The 19,388-nt window shown below is 65.1% G+C and carries 17 protein-coding genes and 1 tRNA gene; 6 read left to right on the top strand and 12 right to left on the bottom strand.

Features of this window, described 5'->3' with window-relative positions; genetic code table 11:
* Positions 1–6: 6 nt before the first annotated feature.
* Positions 7–702, bottom strand: a complete 696-nt coding sequence (locus EL249_RS00225; RefSeq protein ID WP_005675121.1) for a 4'-phosphopantetheinyl transferase family protein — start codon at positions 700–702, stop codon at positions 7–9.
* 105 nt (positions 703–807) lie between these two features.
* Between EL249_RS00225 and EL249_RS00220 the strand changes: the two genes are divergently transcribed.
* The 3 genes from EL249_RS00220 to EL249_RS00210 all read left to right on the top strand — a co-directional run bounded on the left by EL249_RS00220 (position 808) and on the right by EL249_RS00210 (position 3,036).
* The gene (locus EL249_RS00220; protein ID WP_005675122.1) at positions 808–1,248 is read left to right on the top strand and encodes a hypothetical protein; all 441 of its coding nucleotides are present in this window, start codon (positions 808–810) and stop codon (positions 1,246–1,248) included.
* A 133-nt stretch (positions 1,249–1,381) separates the two neighbouring features.
* The gene (locus tag EL249_RS00215) at positions 1,382–2,029 is read left to right on the top strand and encodes a GNAT family N-acetyltransferase (protein ID WP_005675123.1); all 648 of its coding nucleotides are present in this window, start codon (positions 1,382–1,384) and stop codon (positions 2,027–2,029) included.
* Between the two features lie 101 nt (positions 2,030–2,130).
* Positions 2,131–3,036, top strand: coding sequence for an alpha/beta fold hydrolase (locus EL249_RS00210; protein WP_005675125.1), 906 nt, complete (start codon positions 2,131–2,133; stop codon positions 3,034–3,036).
* 49 nt (positions 3,037–3,085) lie between these two features.
* On the opposite strand, the gene EL249_RS00205 is transcribed toward EL249_RS00210, so the two are convergent.
* The 9 genes from EL249_RS00205 to EL249_RS00165 form a co-directional block, all read right to left on the bottom strand.
* A complete protein-coding gene (locus EL249_RS00205) occupies positions 3,086–4,315 on the bottom strand; it encodes an aldose 1-epimerase family protein (protein WP_040530258.1) in 1,230 nt (409 codons plus the stop codon).
* A 221-nt stretch (positions 4,316–4,536) separates the two neighbouring features.
* Entirely contained in the window at positions 4,537–5,421 is an 885-nt protein-coding gene (locus tag EL249_RS00200) for a pirin family protein (RefSeq protein WP_005675127.1), read from the bottom strand.
* 1 nt (position 5,422) lies between these two features.
* Entirely contained in the window at positions 5,423–6,019 is a 597-nt protein-coding gene (locus tag EL249_RS00195; protein ID WP_005675128.1) for a nitrous oxide reductase accessory protein NosL, read from the bottom strand.
* On the bottom strand, positions 6,016–6,834 hold the full coding sequence (locus EL249_RS00190; RefSeq protein ID WP_005675129.1) for an ABC transporter permease subunit: 819 nt from the start codon (positions 6,832–6,834) through the stop codon (positions 6,016–6,018). The genes EL249_RS00195 and EL249_RS00190 overlap by 4 nt, the downstream gene beginning before the upstream one ends.
* On the bottom strand, positions 6,831–7,913 hold the full coding sequence (locus tag EL249_RS00185) for an ABC transporter ATP-binding protein (protein ID WP_005675130.1): 1,083 nt from the start codon (positions 7,911–7,913) through the stop codon (positions 6,831–6,833). Before EL249_RS00185 ends, EL249_RS00190 begins: the two co-directional genes overlap by 4 nt.
* On the bottom strand, positions 7,903–9,150 hold the full coding sequence (locus tag EL249_RS00180; protein ID WP_050782108.1) for a nitrous oxide reductase family maturation protein NosD: 1,248 nt from the start codon (positions 9,148–9,150) through the stop codon (positions 7,903–7,905). Before EL249_RS00180 ends, EL249_RS00185 begins: the two co-directional genes overlap by 11 nt.
* A gap of 119 nt (positions 9,151–9,269) precedes the next feature.
* Complete coding sequence (locus EL249_RS00175) at positions 9,270–11,906, bottom strand: NosR/NirI family protein (RefSeq protein ID WP_005675135.1); 2,637 nt, start codon at positions 11,904–11,906, stop codon at positions 9,270–9,272.
* A 121-nt stretch (positions 11,907–12,027) separates the two neighbouring features.
* Positions 12,028–13,986: a TAT-dependent nitrous-oxide reductase gene (gene nosZ, locus EL249_RS00170; protein ID WP_005675136.1), complete on the bottom strand. Its 1,959-nt coding sequence runs from the start codon at positions 13,984–13,986 to the stop codon at positions 12,028–12,030.
* A 354-nt stretch (positions 13,987–14,340) separates the two neighbouring features.
* A tRNA-Phe gene (locus EL249_RS00165) sits at positions 14,341–14,416 on the bottom strand.
* A 206-nt stretch (positions 14,417–14,622) separates the two neighbouring features.
* Here EL249_RS00165 and EL249_RS00160 point away from each other — a divergent pair.
* A complete protein-coding gene (locus EL249_RS00160; RefSeq protein WP_005675138.1) occupies positions 14,623–15,873 on the top strand; it encodes an FAD-dependent monooxygenase in 1,251 nt (416 codons plus the stop codon).
* 107 nt (positions 15,874–15,980) lie between these two features.
* Positions 15,981–16,859 carry a DsbC family protein gene (locus EL249_RS00155; RefSeq protein WP_005675140.1) on the top strand — a complete coding sequence of 293 codons (879 nt, stop codon included), beginning with the start codon at positions 15,981–15,983 and terminating at the stop codon, positions 16,857–16,859.
* 7 nt (positions 16,860–16,866) lie between these two features.
* On the opposite strand, the gene mltA is transcribed toward EL249_RS00155, so the two are convergent.
* Both mltA and apaG read right to left on the bottom strand, forming a co-directional pair.
* Positions 16,867–18,132, bottom strand: coding sequence for a murein transglycosylase A (mltA, locus tag EL249_RS00150; RefSeq protein WP_005675141.1), 1,266 nt, complete (start codon positions 18,130–18,132; stop codon positions 16,867–16,869).
* Between the two features lie 14 nt (positions 18,133–18,146).
* A complete protein-coding gene (apaG, locus tag EL249_RS00145) occupies positions 18,147–18,530 on the bottom strand; it encodes a Co2+/Mg2+ efflux facilitator ApaG/CorD (protein WP_005675142.1) in 384 nt (127 codons plus the stop codon).
* 85 nt (positions 18,531–18,615) lie between these two features.
* Here apaG and rpe point away from each other — a divergent pair, with 85 nt between their 5' ends.
* Positions 18,616–19,338 carry a ribulose-phosphate 3-epimerase gene (gene rpe / locus EL249_RS00140; protein ID WP_005675144.1) on the top strand — a complete coding sequence of 241 codons (723 nt, stop codon included), beginning with the start codon at positions 18,616–18,618 and terminating at the stop codon, positions 19,336–19,338.
* The last annotated feature ends 50 nt before the right edge of the window (positions 19,339–19,388 follow it).

Genomic DNA, 19,388 nt, shown 5'->3' with positions numbered 1-19,388 from the left:
GCGTTGTCATGCGTCAGGGTGGCTGCTGAAGTGCATGACGCCTGAAGCTTCCGGGGGCCAGTTTCCATGGCGCACCCAGCGCAGCGTTGTGCCCACGGTCGGTGAGGTGTGCGAGGTCTCATCCAGCACGCTGTCCGTGGGGAATGGCGCACGCTCGACGGATGAAACCCAGACGCAGGCCAGCATCCGGTCGGGGGACAGCATGGCGCTGATGCCCCGCCAGTCCCGCTCATCCGGGCCCTGAAGACGCCACGCCTGTCCTGTTGCAACGGGGCGACGAAGGCCGAGCGCCATCAGCCCCTTGGGTTCGGCATCTGCAGACTGTGCCTTGAAAAGCGCTTCTTTCAGCGTCCAGAGCCGGTAGAAGGCCTGGCAAGGATCAGGGCTCTGTTGCCACCACGCCTCTTCCTCGGGGCGGGCAAAGGCAGGTAGCAGATCCGCAAAAGGACGCGGCCGCGCATGTTCCAGGTCCACGCCCAGCGCATCCACTTCCCATCCTATGGCCAGTGCGGCGTGTCCGGCACTGTGGCTCATTGACCATCGGGTTCCCGATGCCAGCTCGGCAGCTGCCTGCTGCTTCAGGAAACGGCTGGTGCGCCAGTCGGCCCGCTCATGCAGGCGAGGGTTGCGCCTGCAGCGTTCGCGATCAGCGGCATCCAGGGCCGTGCTCAGGTAGTGATGCTGGCAGCTGACATCGGCCAACAGGATTGAAATTACAGGGCTTTGTTGCACAGCTTCTGGTTGCTCAGTCGATGGGCTTGTGCGTATCATGCCCGGGAGCCCTTCAATGACAAGAGGTATGGAGCTGTGAACAAGATCGTAACATCGCTGGCCGTGGGCCTGACCGTCCTGTGCAGCGCTGCAGGTGTGCAGGCGCGTGACACCAAGCTGCTGCTGCCCATCAAGGACGCACTGAACTACGTCGGCAAGAAGGGCTCGGCCAAGGAAATCCTCGATCCCAGCATCGCCCTGGTCTTTGGTCGTGGGGGTGGCAACATCATCCAGGCCGACCTGGTCAGCAACAAGAAGACCAACGGCTTCGGCAAGAGCGACGTGGATGCCTGCCATTGGGCCTTCCTGTCGGCCGTCAAGCAGTTCCAGCAATCGGCCAAGGATGTCGGGGCCAAGAAAGTGGTCAACCTCGTCAGCTACTACAAGAAGCACGAGTTCAAGAGCACGACCGAGTATGAATGCCATGCCGGTGCATTCATCGTCGGTGTGGCGCTGAAGGGCGACATCGCGCGCTGATCTGACCGTTTCATGACTTCCGGCCTGTCGGAGTGCCTGGCAGGCCGTCATCCGCTTCATTTCCCCTTCCTGTCGCAGTCTGCGCCTGACTGGCGAGCCCGATGGGCCGCCGTCCGGGCGCATCTGCCTGTTCATGCCTTCCTCATTCATCATCCGCCCGGCGCGTCCTGATGATCTGCCGGCCATTCTGGCTATCTTCAACGATCTGATTGCCACGTCCACGGCGGTCTATACCGAGACGCCGGTTGATCTGGCCGAGCGCATGGCCTGGTTCCGGGCGCGTCAGGAAGGTGGCTTTCCGGTGCTGGTGGCAGAAGAGACGGGGACGCCCGACGATCGTGCCGACGACGCTGCGCAGGCCGTAGCCGATCAGGGGCCAGAGGCTGCATCCATGGCTGGCGGCCCGCAGGGGGCGAACGCTGGTTCCCGCGTACTGGGCTATGCCACCTTCGGTCCTTTCCGTGGGTCCTGGCCGGGCTATCGGCACACGGTGGAGCACAGTGTGCATGTCCGACAGGATCAGCGAGGGCGCGGGCTGGGCACGGCGCTCATTCAGGCGCTCTTTCCGCTGGCGCAGGCGCAGGGCGTTCATGTGATGGTTGGCGCCATTGATGCCAGCAACACCGGCTCGCTGCGGCTGCACGCGCGATTGGGCTTCGTCCAGACCGGGCTCATGCCGCAGGTGGGGCGCAAGTTTGGCCGCTGGCTGGATCTGGCATTGGTGCAGCGGACTTTCCCTGAACGCGCAGAAGACGATGCCACGGACCCGGGCCGGGAATGATGGCGAGACGGGGAGTGGCGTTGCCCCGATAGCCGGGGAACGCGTGGGACAGGTGAGCCTGTGAGCAGGGAGGCAGGACGCCGGGAGCTGGTACTACAACCATGACTGAGACATCGCATCACGGCACACCGTTCGGCAACATCCGGCTCCGTTACTGGCCGGCAGCCGGGGCCTCAGGCGAGGCTGGGAGCAGGGGCAGGAACCAGGCCGAAGACAAGGCGGAAGCGTGGCCCACGGTCGTGCTGGTGCACGGCATGTTCGGTGATGTCGATGTCTGGTCGGCCACCGCATTGAATCTGTCCCGTGCCGGGCTATCGGTGCTGGCTGCTGACCTGCCGGGGCATGGGGAGAGCACGGCCGAGGTGGATTCCGCCGAACAGGCGGCCCAGGCCATTGGAGCGGCGCTTGATGCCTGGGAGGATGCCGCAACACAGGCCGAGGTGACGCAGGATGGACAGCGCCTGCTGCTGGTGGGCCACTCCTTCGGGGCGCTGGTGGCCTCGACGCTGGCGGCATCGCTGGAAAAGATGGGCCGGCTGGCCGGGCTGGTTCTGCTCTCGCCCAGCGGGCTGGGCGAGGAGGTCAACCGCGATTTCCTGCTGTCGGTCATCGAGGCGGCGGATGACGGCGCGTTGGCCCGTGCGCTGGAAGTGCTCACCGTGAAGCACTATCGCAGCTCGGCGGCCTATGTGCGGGCCATGCGAGCGCGCCTGCTGGCGGCGCAGGCCCAGCTCTATCGGCTGGTGGATGACGTGGTGGACATCACGGGCCGCCAGAGCCGCTCCATCGTCGAGACGCTGGCCAGCCTGAGCGCACCCGTCACGCTGGTGCATGGCCGCGAGGATGCCGTCATTCCCTGGCAGCATGCGCTCAATGCGCCGCCGGCCACCGCCCTGCACCTGCTGCCCGGCATTGGCCACATGCCGCATTGGGAGGCAGCCGCGCTGACCACGAACATCATCATCCGCGCGGCTGCTGAAGCGGAAGGACTGCGCTTGGCCGGGTGACACCTTTCCGGTTGCCGACCGGTCAGCGTCAAGCCCGGCCCTCAAGCGCTCAGCGACCGATCACCTGCGCGCCGGAGGTCACCAGCGGTGTTTCGCGCACGGTGGTCTTGCGGCCGTTCTGGATGTTGTCGATGCGCTTGAGCGCTGCATCCACCTTGTCCTTGCCGTCCAGCAGCGAGTAGGTGAGGATGAAGTCGCGGTGCTCCTTCGGGCCGATGGTGGGCACCAGCTTCAGGTCACGCTGGTACTTGCGGTTGTACGAGAAGCTGGTTCCCGGTTCCATGCCCGTCACGTAGCCCTGGGCATCGGTGTCCATGTTCTTCCACAGCGAGAAGGCGGGCAGCGCATTCACGTTGTAGGCAATGGACGCACCCAGCGTGCCGGCGGCGTTATGCACCATGGTCAGGGTGTTGCCGTTCTCGTCGCCATACGGGAAGACGTTGTAGACCACCTCGTCGAAGTCCTTGGTGCGGTCCTGGTACGTCTGCCAGGTGGACAGCAGCTTGCCGGCATAGTCGTTGAAGGGCGAGACTTCACGCACCGGCGCGGCGAACTTCGCGTCCTTCTCCATCAGCGGGGGACCGAAGTTGCTGTGATAGAGCGCCTGGTATTCCTTCGGATAGTCACCGTTGTTGGTCAGCCGGTCGTTGATGGTGAAGCTCTTGGCGCCCGGCACCGTGTTCAGCTCGGTGGCGATGGTGAAGTCCACCTTCTTGAAGGCCTGCTCGCGCAGCAGACCCTTCAGGCGGATGGTGTAGGGCGGCTTCTCATCGACGCTCAGGATGACGTTGGAGGCCGGGATGTTGGCTGCCAGACCGTGCAGCGTCAGCATCGTGCCGTCCTCGTCGGCACCGGCATGGCCTACCCATTCATAGCCGCAGCGGGTCAGCAGGTCGTTGAAGCCCTCCAGCCAGCCGATGCCGTTGCGGGCCCCCTGATCCAGGAAGGCCGGGTTGACGATCTCGTGGACCGGAGACTTCCAGCCCAGACGCACCTTGCCCGAGACGGCCTGCGCCACGTTCATGCCCCGGTTGGGGACGACGGTGATCTTCATGGCGCCGGTGTCGATGGTCACCAGCATGACGCCTTCCTGGCGTCCGCCGTGCAGCAGCTGCACCTTGATGGAAAAGGGTGAAGCGGCCTTGATGCCCAGCTGCTTGCTGGTGATCGTCTGCTCCCTGGCAGGCGTGTTGGTATCCAGCAGCGTGGTTTCCCATGCGCTGGCAGAGCCGGAAGCCAGGGCGGCGGCTATCCCCAGGGCGATTGCGGAAGTCCTCATCGGGTTCTCCTTCATCAGCGGTCAAGAGATGCATCTGCCGGGGAAGGAGCGGGAGGAGGGGCCGGGGCGATGTTCACATTGTTGGCGCCCGTTCGGGGAGGGCCGGGAAGCGATCCCGGCACACCTCCCGCAAGGTGGCAAATGTGACTTTATTTTAAATTGATGAGGGGCCGCAGCCCCTCAATGTCGACTCGCCTGTGCAGCCATGTCACGGCCAGATTTCAGAGCTTGCCGAAACCACCGTCTTTCAGTCGTGCCTCGGCATTCTGCAGGTGGGGCTCGTCGCCAAACACCAGGTCGCCACGGCCCACGATGGGCTCGTCCAGCGGTTCGCAGCACAGCAGGATGAGGTGGGTGTCTTCCTTCACCGTGAAGGTGGTGCCGTCGCCGTAGGCGTCCAGCAGCACCAGCTGCGGCGAACCGATCTCGTCGGGCCAGAAGTCGATGGTGATCTTGCCGGTGAGCATCAGCAGCTGTGCGTACCACTTGTGCGGCAGCGGCAGCGTCACCGTGTGACCGGCCTTCACGTGCACGTCCCAGAGCTGCAACGGCCCCACGGTCTCGGCCGGACCCAGGTCGTTGTGCCACTGGCCGGCGATCACTCGCAGCGTGCCGGCGCTCTCGGGCAGCACGAAGGAAGGGATCTGCGCCGCTGGCAGGTACTGTTGGTGCGGAGCGGAGAGCTTGTAGGCGGCCGGCAGGTTCACCCACAGCGTGACGGCCGATACGGTACCGCCTTTCTGCGTCAGTTGCGGACCCGCCAGCGTCTCGGTGAGCACGCCGTGCCCCACGCCGTTCCAGAGCACATCACCTGCGCCCAGCACGACGGGCGGCTGGCCTTCCGGTAGCGAGGTGCGTACTTCCAGGTCGCCTTCCAGCAGCAGGGTCACGGACTCGAAGCCGGCCTGCGGCTGGACGCCCGTGCTGCGGGGGCTGGCAGGATCGTCGGCCGCCGCCACGTGTTGCGGTTCGATCAGCGTGGCGTGAATGGCCGGATTGGCCTGGCGACCCAGACCCGAGTAGGTGAAGAACTGGCGTGCCTGCCAGAGGTTGCCGATACCCTCGGCAGTCAGGGGGCGCGTTACGCCGACGACGGGTTTTTTCATGTTACATGCTGTGGTCCATGTTGGCGCCGCCGCGCAGGTCCACCATTTCGGGGGTGATGTCCTTCATGTGCAGCAGCTTGCCGCCATACTTGGCGATGAAGGCCTTGGCGTCTTCCTCGTTGCTGAAGCTGCCGAAGGTGGGGCCCATCGAACCGAGCCGGCTGCTGCCCTCCACGTAGATGGCGGTGCGAGCGTCGATCCAGTGGCCTTCCGGGTGGTCCCAATCCGCCTTGCCCATGTCCTGCACGTAGACGGCGGTGATCTTTCGGACTTCCTCGGGGTGCATCAGCGTGTTCAGCACCTCCATCGTGTCGCAATAGAAGGCGGGCTCCGGTGTGTCGGCAAAATGGATCTGCCCCTTCGGGCCGGGGTAGTCGACCAGCAGCATGCCATCCAGCTCGCAGGCCGTGTCCTGGGAGATCTCCACAGGAGCCACGCTGGCGGCCTTCTCGCCTTCCTTGTCGCAGGCGCCCAGCACGGGGAGGGCGGCCAGGGCCATCAGGCCCATCATCAGCTGGCGGCGATCATGTCGGAGGGCATCCCCTGCGGACTGCGGGTTGCAGCAGCGGCAACGATAGCGCATCGACGGTTTCTTCATGGTCGGAATCTCCAGTTGGCAAAGGCAAGGGGAACCACGATCCAGCCCAGCATCACGGTGGTGAGCACGCCGATGTTCGACATCAGCGGCGGCACCATGTTGACGAGGCCATAGGCACTGCGCACGTCTTCGGTGGAGAAGACGTTCAGGATACGGAAGACGTCGGTGGGGTTCAGGAGCAGCAGGTACGGGAAGATGTCGCCGCCGTAATGGCCGGCGGTGGCCACCAGCACGCCCAGCAGCACCAGGTCGAACACCAGCACGAACAGGAACCATAACACGATGGCAGCGCCCGAGGCTCGGGTGCGGTCACGCGCCACCACCGAGACCAGCACGGCCAGGCTGAGGAAGGACATGCCCATCAGCAGTGCGCTCAGCACGAAGCCGGCATAGTGAAAGAGTGCCTTGGAGCCAAACTGGTAGACGAGCATCACGCCCACGGCTGCAAGGCCGGCCAGCATGGCCAGCGCCAGCGCCAGCGACAGGCCCAGGTATTTGCCCAGCAGCAGCTCGCCGCGCGTGATGGGGTAGGCCAGCAGCAGATCCAGCGAGCCGCGTTCGCGCTCGCCCACGATGGCATCGAACCCCAGCAGCAGCGCGATCAGCGGCACCAGGTAGATGACGAGACTGACCAGGCTGGTGACGGTGAATTCCAGCGAGCGCAGCCCCACCGTGCCCTGCTGGGCGCCGCCGGCGTAGGCGATGACCAGCGAGAACACCGCGAACACCAGTGCCACGGCCAGCACCCAGCGGTTGCGCAGCCGGTCGCGGAATTCCTTGGCGGCCACGGTGCCCACCTGCGAGAGCTGAATCATGCCTGTCCTCCTGTCGAGGTCTTTGGTGTCGATGGTTGTTGGTCGAGGGTTCCGGCAGATGCCGGCGTGTTCGGGGCTGCACGGTCATCCGGGCTGGCGAAGAACATGTCTTCCAGCGAAGGTTCCTGCACCTGGATGTCGGCCACGTATTCCTGTGCCGAGAGCAGGTGCTGCAGCAGGCGCATCTTGTGCCGGTGGGGCACGTCGATCACCACCGTGCCGGTGGCAGGATGTTCGCGCACCGGCAGGGTGGCCAGTTCGTCGGGCAGGGCCTGCAGCCAGCGGATCATGGCCGCAGCGTCGGTGCCGGGCTTGAGCTGGATCTGCATGTGCAGCGGCAGATCGAAGCCGGCACGCAGTTCGGTCAGCGAACCCAGCGCCTGGATGCGGCCATTGGCCATCACGGCCACCCGATCCACCCGGTTCTGCAGTTCAGCCAGGATGTGCGAGGTGAGCACGATGGTCAGGCCCCGGTCACGCAGCTCGGCCAGCGTGTCCCAGAAGAAGTGGATGGCGCGCGGGTCCAGGCCCGTGGTGGGCTCGTCCAGGAACAGCACCTGCGGGTTGCCCTGCAGCGCCTGCGCAAAGCCCAGTCGCTGGCGCATGCCCTTGGAGTAGGCGCGCACGGGGCGGTCGCCCGCGTGCTCCAGGCCCACCTTGGTCAGCAGTGCGGCACAGCCGGCCGTGTCCAGCCCCTTCAGGCGGGCAAAGAACTTCAGGGTTTCCAGCCCGCTCAGGTTGTCCCACAGCGCCACGTTCTCGGGCAGGTAGCCGATGCGGCGGCGCACCTGCAGGGCGCTGGCCTGTCCGACCGGCTCGCCCGCGATGTGGATGCTGCCCGACGCGGGGGCCAGCAGCCCCAGCATGATCTTGAAGAGCGTGCTCTTGCCGGCGCCGTTGTGGCCGATGAGGCCGAACACCTCGCCAGGGCGCACGTCGAGTGTCACGTCATCGACCGCGGTGAAGGCGCCGAAGCGGCGGGTTACCCCCTGAAGCCGGATGATGGCCTCGGAAGCCCCGGCCGCGGATGCCTGTCCGGGACGATCGGTGGGCGATGGGACAGGGCGTTCAGCGGCCATGACGCAGGTTCTCCGGTGCGTTGTAGAGGTTGTTGCGGGTTTTCGCCAGCCAGGGGGCCCATTCGGCAGCCAGCGGGTTCATGCGCGGGCGCTGCTCCACGACGCTGGGGACCCGTAGGATGGGAAACTGCTGGCCCACCATGCGCAGTGCCTGAACGGCCGGGCTGGCCATCAGCAGGCGCACGCCCGGGTAGCGCCAGGTCAGGCGGTCCACCATGTCGTTGGCTTCGTAGGGGATGTCGCCTCGGCCGTCGTCGTTGCGGTCCCAGCCCCGGTAGTTGCTCCAGAAGTTGCCCTTCTTGCCGCCCCAGGCCAGGTCCCGTGTGCCGGCATACTTGACCTGCTGCTGGTTGTCCACGAAGTCGTTGCCGTCCACCTCGTTGCGGGGAGAACCCGACAGGTGCACGCCGATGCGGTTGTTGGCCACCACGTTGTCGCGCAGCTTGATGTATTCCACGTCGTAGACGAAGAACCCGCGGCCGTTGTTGGCCACCCAGTTGCCGTCCACTTCCGAATCCTGCAGCGTGCGCAGCATGATGCCGTGGTCGGAGTTCTTCCAGGCGCGGTTGTTGCGGATGGTCTGATCACGAACCTCCATCAGCGCCAGACCGCCCCGGTTGTGCCAGGTATCGTTGTCTTCCCACAGGTTGTAGTAGGAATTCATGTAGTGCGTGCCGTAGCGGCTGTGGTGCAGCCGGTTGCGCTGGAAGACGGCATGGTGCGACACGTCGATGTAGAGGGCGTCACGCACGAAGCTGATCTCGTTGCCGATGATGCGAGCACCCTTGGTGTTGTAGAGCTCGACGCCATTGCCGCGCTTGGCGCTGTCGTAGTTGCGCTTGCCGGTGATGTTGTTGTTCAGCACCTGCACGTCGTTGGCCTTTTCGATCCAGAGCCCGAACAGGTTGTAGCTGAGGAAGCAGTTGCGCACGATGGCACGGTGTGCGCCGGGCTGGATGTAGATGCCGGCGTTCTGCTTCAGCAGGCTGTCGCCCGAATCCGTCACGATCAGCCCCTCAATGACGACATCGGGGGCGATGACGCGGATGGTGTCTCCCTGGTTGCTGCCGCTGATGGTGGGGCGGTTGATGCCGCGCAGCGTCAGCGTCCGGTCAACCCGAAGGTTTTCCACGTAGCGGCCGCGCTCGATGCGGATCTCGTCACCGGCCGTGGCCCGGTCGATGGCGGCCTGGATCTTCTCGCCCGGGTGGACGGTGATGACCGCGGCCTGCGCCATCGTGCCGCCCAGCAGGCCGGCCAGCAACAGCAGGCCGGCGAGTGGGCGCAGTTTTGTGGCCCGGCGTGCGCCGGGCAGGGTCTCTCTGGATATTGTCATGGATGATCGGGGAGATGCCATCAGAGCACCAGCGCACCGGAGCGGGTCAGCAACCAGAACAGTGCCGCGCCGATCAGCAGGTTCTTGAATGATACATAGCTGATCATGTCCATGACGTTAGCATGGCGGTAGGTTTTGCGCCACCACGGGCCATCCTTCACGTAGCGCTTGCCCTGAAGGCGCACCAGCACCTCGAACACGCTCCAGCCGAACCAGGCACCGATCACGCCCAGCGGCGAGGCGCTGCCGCTGGCGGCCAGGATCCACACCAGGGTGGCAGCCAGGGCCAGGGCAACCCCCACGGCCACGACCAGATGGCTGGCCTGCCAGGCTTCGCGGCTGAACGGCCACAGGTGGTCGATGATCTCGCCCAGCCAGCGGCGGCCGCCCTCCAGACTTTCCACCCGGGGGTGAACCCGTTCGGACGGCCAGCGCGGATCGACGCCCTTGACGGGAAGCTGCGCCGGCGTGGGTGTTTCGGGGATGATCGGGATGTAGTAGCCGTCCTTGCCGATCGGGGTCAGCGGCTGCCCATTGCGCTCACGCACCTTGCGTTCCTTGGCCAGCGGCGGGCAGGCCTTGTCATCGGTGTACAGGATCAGGCAGTCCAGACAGTGCAGGCACTCGCGGTGGTCGATCTGGCCGTCGGCATTGATGGCCAGCGAGCCGCAGTCCTTGGCGCAGGCCTTGCACTTGTTGCAGTCGGGCTTGCGCTTGAGGCCGAACCAGCGGAACGTGCTGGGCATGGCCAGCGAGGCACCCAGCGGGCAGATGTACTTGCAGTACGGCCGCTCGGTGAAGATGGCCAGTCCCAGGATGGTCAGCACGAACAGCCCGTAGGGCCAGCTGCGGTTGGTGATGCCCACCAGGAAGGTGGTCTTGAAGGGCTCCACCTCGGCCAGCTTCTCGGCCTCGACCATCGAGAACAGCGACACGGCCAGCAGCACGAAGAACACGCCGTACTTCACCCACTTCAGCCGGTTGTGCCATTTCATGGGCAGAAGGAACTGGAAGCGCTTGAGACCAATCTTCTCGCCGATGACGTGCAGGCCTTCCTGCAGCGAGCCGAACGGGCAGGCCCAGCCGCAGAACAGACCGCGTCCGAAGATGAAGACGGTGACGAAGATGAAGATCCAGAACAGGAACAGGAACGGGTCGCTCAGGAACAGCGTCCATTCCCACTTGAAGAGGATGGAATGGAACCAGGTGAGCACCTGCGTGACCGACGGCTGCGCCAGCAGTCCGAAGCCCACCCAGAAGATGCTGAGGATCCAGAACGGATACTTGAAGCCGTTGACCGGCCACTTGTTCTTGTGCGTGGAAAGCCGCGTGAGCCGCTCGCGGAAGGCATAGACCACGGCAATGGCCGTCAGCATGATGCCGAAGAGCACCAGCTGTACCCACTTGGCCTTCCATTGCTTCAGCCAGGCCGGATCGGGGCGAACCACCTTCGGATGCCCGCCCACCAGATACTGGGCCGGCAGCCAGTATTCGCTCTCGAAGGCCGTGAAGGTCTTGGTACCGGTGCTGCGGTCGAGCTTGTTGCCCAGGAAACTCAGTTTCCACGGGTAGGCGGCCGAGAAGCCCTTGGAGCGGATGATGAAGATGCCGGATTCGGAATACGACGGTGCGCCCTTGGCCTTGATGCTGTACAGGTTCTGCGCGTCGGTGTCGCGGAAGGTGAACGAGTCGTTCCCCTGGTGGACCTGGATGCGGTCGTAGATGCCGCCCCGCACGAAGCCCGAGCCCTTGAAGGACGCCTTGCCGTCGGTGCGGATGATGAAGATGGCGTTCTCGCCTTCCTTCAGGTTCTCGCGCAGTTTCTGCCAGGTGTTCTCACCCAGGATGGCGGGGCCCACGATGGGAGAGTTGAGCGAACCATACCACAGCTCGATGAAGGGCGAGCCGGTGGCATCCAGCCCCACCTGCTGGGGCTGCACCACGAGCTTGCCGATGGCGCCCTGCTTGACCAGCGTGTTCCAGTCGGGCAGGGGCTGACCTGCCTTGGGCTGCACATACTGCACCGGCTTGCGCTCGATGGGCTTGAGGATGCCGACCTGGCGCGCCACGGCGGCACCCGAGGTCATGATGACCTGGTTCTGGGCCACCACGGTGACGGTGGCGCCCGAGATGGCGTCCACGCCGATCACGTTGTCTTCGGGGCGGGACTGGCCCACCTCGATGTTGTCCTTGACGGAGCGACCCAGATACTGGTCGTTGAATTTCAGCAGCGCTGATTCAGGAATGCCCAGCAGAAGGATCGGCTCGGAGTGCTTGAGCACCTTCACACCGACATACTTGCCTTCCTTGTCCATCCCGATCAGCGTGACGACAGGCTTTCCGGAATAGGCGGGCGTGTCGGTGATGTCGGTCGACAGCATCACATAGCCCAGCACCTGCTTTCCATCGGGACCGCCCAGCGCCTCCACGTAGGGCGGCTGGCCCTTGCGTTGCGAGAACGACGTGGCGCCCGGGAAGACGTCCTTGCAGGGCACCAGCGCACACATGTCCGGCGCCGTGGCCAGATCGGGGGGCAGATTGGCTTCGTACGCCTGGGAACCGCCGGCCCCTGCTGCGGGCCGGGCCGATGCATTCAGGGACAGCAGGCCGAAGGCGGCAGCCGCCAACAGCCCCCTCCCAAGAGAGGTCCATTTCATGTCTAGCTGAGATCCGGAAAGAATTCATGATCCATCGAAAATGGCCGGGAACCGGGGCTGCTCATCACAGCCCGGCTGCCGGCCATTCGCCTTTGTCTCCAATCAGATCAGGAAGGATCGATCAGGGTTCGACCATCATGCGGCCGCGCATTTCAAGGTGAAGCGCATGGCAGAAGTTGGTGCAGTAGAACCAGAACAGACCCGGCTTGTCGACCTTGAAGGTCACCGAGACGGTTTCCTGCGGGTTCACGATGAACTGGATGTTGTACTCCGGAATCGCAAACCCGTGGGTCAGGTCTTCCACCTTGTCGATGTTGGTCAGGTACCAGGTGACCTCGTCGCCCACCTTCAGCTTCACATCCGAAGGCTCATAGGACGGGGCGAACGACACCATCTTCACCGTGACCTTGTTGCCATTGCGCGTGACGCCGGCTTCCGATGCGTCCTTGGTGGCCATCGGAAAGTCATCCATATTGTAGACCTGCTTCGGATGCAGCCAGTCGCGCGGGAAGATCACGAAGTCGTGCGGCTCCGGACGGACGGCGTTGTCGTGCGCCAGAATCATCTGCTCGCCCGTGATGTCCAGCAGCTGGTCGTTCTCGGCGTGCAGCGGGCCCACCGGCAGGAAGCGGTCCTTCGAGAACTTGTTGCCCACGGCCATCCAGATGCCGTCAGCAGCACGCGTCTCGGCGCAGGTGGCGTTGATGTGGCCAGGCTGGTACATCACGTCGATCTTGTGCACGATCGGGTTGATCGTCTTGTCGCCGGCGTACTTCTTGATGGCCTTCTCGACGTTCCACTTGCAGACCTGGCTGTCCAGGAACAGCGTGGTGTAGGCGTTGCCGCGGCCGTCGAAGGTCGTGTGCAGCGGTCCCAGGCCCACTTCGGGCTCGGCCACGATGGCCTTGTCCGGGTCGTCCAGCTTGCCGTCGAACCAGTCCAGCACCTTCTGCAGCTCGATGACGGTGCAGGTGGGCGAGAGCTTGCCCGAGCACACGAAGTACTTGCCGTCGGGCGAGGCATTCACGCCGTGCGGGTTCTTCGGCACCGACACGCGGCACACCAGCGCCGTCTTCGGATCCTTGTTGAACTCGATGCGGCCTTCGACCACGGGCACCTTGGAGTCGCCGATGGTGGTGAACTTGCCTTCCTTCACGGCCTGCTCGATACGGGCCACGTTGAAGAACAGGCAGGCATCCCGTTCGAACGACATCATGTCGGTGTAGTACTCACCTTCTTCCAGGTTGTACTGGTTGGTGGCAGCCAGCTTGCCGTCGAACGAGGTGGCAACCAGGTCGCAGTTGCCGTCGATGCGTGCCTGCCACTTCACTTCCATCGTCAGGGCGTTCACGCAGGTGAAGAGCGCGCCGTACTTGGTGGCGTCCTCGATGTCCTTGCCGTGGTTGGGCAGCGGAACGCGGAATTCCTGGCCGCAGAACACGCGCGTGGTGTAGTTGATGGCCGGGTCGACCGGGTCGCGCTTGTCGGGGAAGATGCCGTGGAAGCCCTGGACGTTCGGCAGCTTGGTGATCTTGTCGCACACCATGTAGTCCAGGCGGAAGCGGGCCAGGCGGGCGTTGATCTTGTCGTTCACCCAGCAGTACTTGCCGTCGTAGATGCCGTCCTTGTAGGAGGCCTGGATGTGGTGGGTGTCGCCCACGGTGTACTGCAGCGAGCCATCGGGGTTGGTGCCCATGATGGCCTTGGATTCGTTGGTGAGGCCCCAGCCCGTCAGGTGGTCGGTCACGAAGCAGGGCATGCGCGCCAGCTCACGGCCCGACGGGATGCCCAGGATGCGTGCGTCGCCCGAGTGGCCGCTGCTCCAGAGGCCATAGTGGGTGTCGAGCTGGCCCGGCTTGACTTCGGTGGTGCCGGCGCCGCCTACATGAGCGTCATGCTCGGGGGGCGCGCCTGCGGGTGCGCCAGCGGCATCAGCCGGTGCGTTCTTGGGGCTGTCTTCCTTGCATCCGGCCAGCGCCACACTGCCGATGCCCAAGGCCGCTGCAGCGTTCAGGAAGCGCCGTCTGCCGATGCCGGCGGGTTCTTTTTCCCCATGGGAGTCCTGGGCTTTGAGGCTCATGCTGTTCTCTCCTTGCGTCAGACCGTTTTCTAGACCGACTTGTTAACTGACATTTCAAGGATAGAGCAGGGGGGCGTTTCATAGATTGATGCGAGTCAATTCTGTTTGATTTCTGTCAATTCAGACGCTGTTCATCCCTCGCGTCGGGCATGCGACCTGTCGCCCATGAATGGGTGTCTCCGGTATCCATTCTTCAGGGAAAATGCATATGGCAACGATGAGGATCTGTCCTGAAGGGGCCCTTCGCAGGGCTTCGAGGGGACGTTTCCCCAGAGCCAGCGCCTCACAGCCAGCGCTTTTCATGCGCGCAAATGAAAAACGCCCGGCCATGTTGCCATGACCGGGCGTTGAATCTGGTGGCCAAGGGCGGAATCGAACCACCGACACAAGGATTTTCAGTCCTCTGCTCTACCAACTGAGCTACTTGGCCTTTGTCAGGCAGCCGTTGAACAACCGTTGCTGTCTGAGCACGCGATTCTATCCCAGGTATTTTGAAAACACAAATCCTGCGTGTTCGACCCCGGAGCGCATCCAGGGCAAGGTGGCTTCCGGGATGTCGTGGCGCGTGCTACAGCTTGGGGGAAAGGTCACGGTTTCGTGACACGTTCTGCGGCTGCGCGCCGATATACTGGCGGGATGAATACCTGTGATGTGGCCATTGTAGGGGCGGGCAGCGTCGGCGCAGCGGCCGCGCTGGCCTTCGCACGCGCTGGCCGGCGTGTGGCGCTGATCGATCCTCGTCCTGCGGCAGAACCGGGGGGCGGAAAACCTCTCGCGCCGGACGACTGGGACGCGAGGGTGTTCGCGCTGTCGCCTGCCAGCATGCAGCTCCTGCAGTCGCTGGGCGTTTGGGAGCGGCTGGATGCCCTGCGTCTTGCCCCGGTGCATGACATGCGGCTCTTTCATGACCAGGATGGTGGCGATGCGCAGGAAAGCCTGCGACTTGAGGCCTTCCAGGGCAACATCGAGACGCTGGCCACCATTGTCGAGGGCCGCAACCTTCAGCAGGCGCTGGATGCTGCCGTGGCCGAGGCTGCACGTTCGCTGCCGCTGCAGCGGGTGCAGGGCAGCGTGTCGTCGCTGGTGCTGCCGGCCCAGGCCGACGGGCGCACGCCGGCACGACTGACGCTGGCCGATGGCCAGGGCTGGGAGGCAGGGTTGGTGGTGGCGGCCGACGGTGCACGCTCGGCGCTGCGCGAGCTGGCCGGGCTGTCCGTCATGGTGCGTGACTATGGTCAGACGGCGGTCGTGGCCAACTTCGACAGTTCTCTTCCTACGCGGGATGCTGCCTGGCAATGGTTCGATGGCGATCTGGGGGTGATGGCGCTGCTGCCGCTCACCCCCATTGGCCGGCCTGCGGGGCAGGGGAGGGTCAGCCTGGTATGGTCGGCGCCCACTGACTGGGCGCAGGCGCTTCTGGAGATGCCGGCCGATGAGCTGGCGCGCCAGGTGGCGGCGCAGGCGCGCGGTGCGTTGGGAAATCTGCGATGCATCACGCCGGCTGCCAGTTTCCCGCTGCGTTCCGTCAGCTGCGCGCGCGTCATCGCCCCAGCCTTTGCCATGATCGGGGATGCAGCGCACGTCGTGCATCCCATGGCCGGGCAGGGCATGAATCTGGGCTTCGGTGATGTGCAGGCCCTGGCGGATGCCTTGCTGGGGGGCGAGGCCCGGTGGTCGCACGGCCATCCTTCCTGGCTGGCGCTGCGTCGCTATGAAAGGGCGCGTCGTGAGCCGGTGGCCACCATGCAGGCGCTGATGACCGGGCTGCACCAGGTCTTCGGCCCGGCGCTGCCCCCGCCGCTGGCCATGGTGCGCAATCTGGGCTGGAAGGCGGTGGCCACCTCCGGCTGGGCCAGACGTCAACTGATCGCTCACGCGATTCGTTGAGCCGGAATCCCGTTTCTTTTTATAGAGGCCAGGGCTGCCAGTGACCCGCCCGGGAGGGGGTATCGGCAGCGCCCGGCCCGTCATTACCACTCAAAGCGAGATATTCCATGATCGAAAAGATGCGCTCGACGCATGGCCACGGCCGTGCCCTGCGCCGTACCGTTGGCCAGATGCTGGCCGCGGGCATGATGGCAACCTGGCTGGCGGCCCCGCTGTCGGCGGCCGAGACGAAGGCTGACAACGGACAGTCTCCGGCAGAGTCCGTGGCGACGGCTGCCCAGGCCGCATCGGGCAAGGTCGATGATGCCACCCAGACCGCCATCCGCAATGGTCTGCAGCGCCTGATGGCGGGCAACACCGGCATGAAGATCGAGGAGATCCGCCCCACGCCGATCCCGGGCCTCTACGAGGTGCAGGTCGGCCAGATACTGGTCTATGCGGATGGTGCCGGCAAGTACGTGCTGGCCGAGGGGGAGCTGATCGACATCGAGAATCAGCGCAACCTCACGCGTGAGCGTGCCACCGAGCTGTCGCGCATCGACTTCAAGCGTGACCTACCGCTGGACAAGGCCATCAAGCAGGTCCATGGCAATGGCAAGCGCGTGCTGGCCATCTTCGAGGATCCGAACTGCTCGTACTGCCGCCGGATGCGCAGCGTGCTGGCCGGCATCGACGACCTGACCATCTATACCTTCACCTATCCGATCCTGGCGCCGTCGTCGCTGACCAAGTCGCAGAAGGCTTGGTGCGCGAAGGATCCGTCCTCAGCCTGGGCCGATCTGATGAGCAACGGCAAGGAGCCCGACAACGCGGGTGACTGCAAGACGCCGGTGCAGGAAGTGCTGGCCCTGGGCCGCAAGCTCAACGTCACCGGCACGCCCACGCTGTTCTTCCCGGACGGCAACCGTGTGCCGGGCGCCATCTCGCCGGAGCAGCTGGAGCAGCTGCTCGACGCTCAGGGCAAGGCTACGGCCAAGAAGGGCTGATCCCTTCCTATCGGGGCGCCAGCAGCCACATGCGCACCGGCGCCTTCATCAGGCCGGCGTTCAGGCCGGCCTCGTGGCCGAACCCCCAGAAGTAGTCGGCACGGCGCCCGCCCTTGATGGCGCCACCCGTGTCCTGTGCCAGCATCAGCCGCTCCATCGGCTGCTGGCTGACCGGGTGGGTGCTCTGGATGAACACGGCCGAGCCCAGTGGGATGCGGCTGCGGTCCACCGCCAGCGAGCGCCCGGGGGTCAGTGGCACCCCCAGTGCGCCGACGGGGCCTGCTTCGGGATCGGCCGGGTCGGTGGCCAGTTCGCGGAAGAACACCACGCCCGGGTTGGTCTGCATCACCTGGCGCGCCTGCGCCGGATGCTCACGCAGCCATTGTTGAATGGCGGGCGCTGTCACTTCCTCGCGCTTGAGGGCGCCCTGCTGCACCAGCGTCCGGCCGATGGCCTGGTACGGATGCCCGTTCTGGTCGGCGTAGCCCACACGGATCAGCGAGCCGTCGCGCAGCTGAACACGGCCTGAACCCTGGATCTCCAGGAAGAAGGCATCCACCGGATCATCCAGCCAGGCGATCACCGGCTGCGTGGCATAGCCACGCTTCGTCTCGCGGGTCTCGATCTCGCGGCGGTCGGCATAGGGCACCACGCGCTGACCGTCCAAGCGGCCACGCAGCCGCAGGCCCTTCAGCTGGGGCTGCACCGCGCTCAGGTCGATGGTCAGCAGGTCGGTGGGGATGGCCCGAAGGGGGACCTGGTTCGGACGCTCCTGCATCCGGCTGCCGGTCAGCAGCGGCTCGTAATAGCCCGTCAGCAGGCCATCGGGCTGGCCGGCATCCAGCAATTCCCGGGCTACGAAGCGGCTGCCCAGCCACTGGCGCAGTGCAGCGTCGTCACCCAGCAGGGCAAACTCTGCACACAGCGCCGGCCACTTGCCGGGGGGGCGGGGCAGCGCACATTGCCGGCGCACGGCGTCGGCAAAGCCCTGCAGGTCATCGCTGGCCAGGCCCGGCAGGCGACTGACGGGGATTTCAGCGGGCACCGCCGGCGCGGTGGGTTTGGTGGGTGTCGTGCTGCAGGCAGCCAGCGCCAGCAGCACCGCCAGCGAGGCGGCCGGCAGTGCGCGGCGGTGCCGCCGGGAGGGGCGGGCGGCTCCAGACGGCCGGGGCGCTGCTCCGGCAAGGCAGTGGTGCTGCGTTGGCGTCATGCCGATACTGAGCGATGCACCATGGATGTTCACCGCCCGAGCGGCGTTCGTGCTGTCCTGCATGTCCCTGTCGTTCCTCAGTGCAGCGTCCGCGACATGTTCAGCGGAAAACTCGGGATCTCGGCGTCGAAGCGGGCACCGTCCTCGGCCACGAAGAAGTAGCTGCCCTGCATGGTGCCCCCCGGGGTGGGCAGCTGGCTGCCGCTGGTGTACTGGAAGCTCTCTCCGGGCTTGAGCAGCGGCTGATGGCCCACCACGCCCAGCCCTTTCACCTCGCGGCGCTCGCCGGTGTCGTCCTGAATGATCCAGTGCCGGCTGATCAGCTGCGTGCCGACCGTGCCGCGGTTGGTGATGGTGATGGTGTAGGCGAATGCGAACACGCCGTCCATCGGCGCCGACTGCTCCTCCACGTAGCGGCTCTCGACGGTGATGTCCACTGCATACCGGTTTTCCGGGGTCATGGGCGATTCCTGGGAAGAGGGTGAGGGCGGGCGCGGACCGGGTATTGCCGGCAGCGGACCCGGGCGGGTTCCTGAATACAATGTGATGATTCTATTCAACACTCGCTTCAAGGGCAGGGCAAGCCACATGACATACCGGATCGCTCCCAGCATGCTTTCGGCCGACTTCGGCAGGCTGAAGGAAGAAGTGCAGGCCATCGAGGCCGCAGGCGCGGATCTTCTGCATTTCGATGTAATGGACAACCACTATGTTCCCAACCTGACGGTGGGACCCATGGTCTGCAAGGCGCTGCGACCGCACATCCGCATGCCCATCGACGTGCACCTGATGGTCTCGCCGGTGGATTCGCTGGCTGCTGCCTTTGCCGATGCAGGTGCCGACATCATCACCTTCCACCCCGAGGCCAGCCCTCACGTGGACCGGACCCTGCAACTGATCCGCTCGCGTGGCTGCAAGGCGGGTCTGGTGTTCAACCCGGCCACGCCGCTGTCGTGGCTGGACTACACGCTGGACCAGCTCGACATCGTGCTGCTCATGTCGGTCAACCCCGGTTTCGGGGGGCAATCCTTCATCCCCGGAACGCTGGCCAAGCTGCGTGACGCACGGCAGCGCATCGATGCCGAGAAGGCGCGCAGCGGCCGCGACATCTGGCTGGAGGTCGATGGTGGCGTCAAGGTCGACAACATCGCCGAGATCGCCGCCGCAGGGGCCGATACCTTCGTGGCCGGTTCGGCGGTTTTCGGCGCGCCCGATCCGGACGGGGGGTACCATGGAGTCCTGAAGCGCTTCCGCGAGGCGCTGGCCTAGAGCCGCAGATCCGCAGGCCGGCTCTGGCTGCCCCTGGGTACTTCATGGGC

This window comes from Lautropia mirabilis, from assembly GCF_900637555.1.
Classification (GTDB): Bacteria; Pseudomonadota; Gammaproteobacteria; order Burkholderiales; family Burkholderiaceae_E; genus Lautropia; species Lautropia mirabilis.
This window is presented reverse-complemented; position numbering and strand designations above follow the sequence as displayed.

Bases quoted from the DNA above. Each gene is read 5' to 3' on its own strand.
- EL249_RS00190 (WP_005675129.1), bottom strand. From the start codon at position 6,834: ATGATTCAGCTCTCGCAGGTGGGCACCGTGGCCGCCAAGGAATTCCGC.
- EL249_RS00215 (WP_005675123.1), top strand. From the start codon at position 1,382: ATGCCTTCCTCATTCATCATCCGCCCGGCGCGTCCTGATGATCTGCCG.
- EL249_RS00160 (WP_005675138.1), top strand. From the start codon at position 14,623: ATGAATACCTGTGATGTGGCCATTGTAGGGGCGGGCAGCGTCGGCGCA.
- EL249_RS00175 (WP_005675135.1), bottom strand. From the start codon at position 11,906: ATGAAATGGACCTCTCTTGGGAGGGGGCTGTTGGCGGCTGCCGCCTTC.
- nosZ (WP_005675136.1), bottom strand. From the start codon at position 13,986: ATGAGCCTCAAAGCCCAGGACTCCCATGGGGAAAAAGAACCCGCCGGC.
- EL249_RS00205 (WP_040530258.1), bottom strand. From the start codon at position 4,315: ATGAGGACTTCCGCAATCGCCCTGGGGATAGCCGCCGCCCTGGCTTCC.
- EL249_RS00210 (WP_005675125.1), top strand. From the start codon at position 2,131: ATGACTGAGACATCGCATCACGGCACACCGTTCGGCAACATCCGGCTC.
- rpe (WP_005675144.1), top strand. From the start codon at position 18,616: ATGATTCTATTCAACACTCGCTTCAAGGGCAGGGCAAGCCACATGACA.
- mltA (WP_005675141.1), bottom strand. From the start codon at position 18,132: ATGCAGGACAGCACGAACGCCGCTCGGGCGGTGAACATCCATGGTGCA.
- EL249_RS00180 (WP_050782108.1), bottom strand. From the start codon at position 9,150: ATGGCGCAGGCCGCGGTCATCACCGTCCACCCGGGCGAGAAGATCCAG.
- EL249_RS00200 (WP_005675127.1), bottom strand. From the start codon at position 5,421: ATGAAAAAACCCGTCGTCGGCGTAACGCGCCCCCTGACTGCCGAGGGT.
- EL249_RS00195 (WP_005675128.1), bottom strand. From the start codon at position 6,019: ATGAAGAAACCGTCGATGCGCTATCGTTGCCGCTGCTGCAACCCGCAG.
- apaG (WP_005675142.1), bottom strand. From the start codon at position 18,530: ATGACCCCGGAAAACCGGTATGCAGTGGACATCACCGTCGAGAGCCGC.
- EL249_RS00155 (WP_005675140.1), top strand. From the start codon at position 15,981: ATGATCGAAAAGATGCGCTCGACGCATGGCCACGGCCGTGCCCTGCGC.
- EL249_RS00185 (WP_005675130.1), bottom strand. From the start codon at position 7,913: ATGGCCGCTGAACGCCCTGTCCCATCGCCCACCGATCGTCCCGGACAG.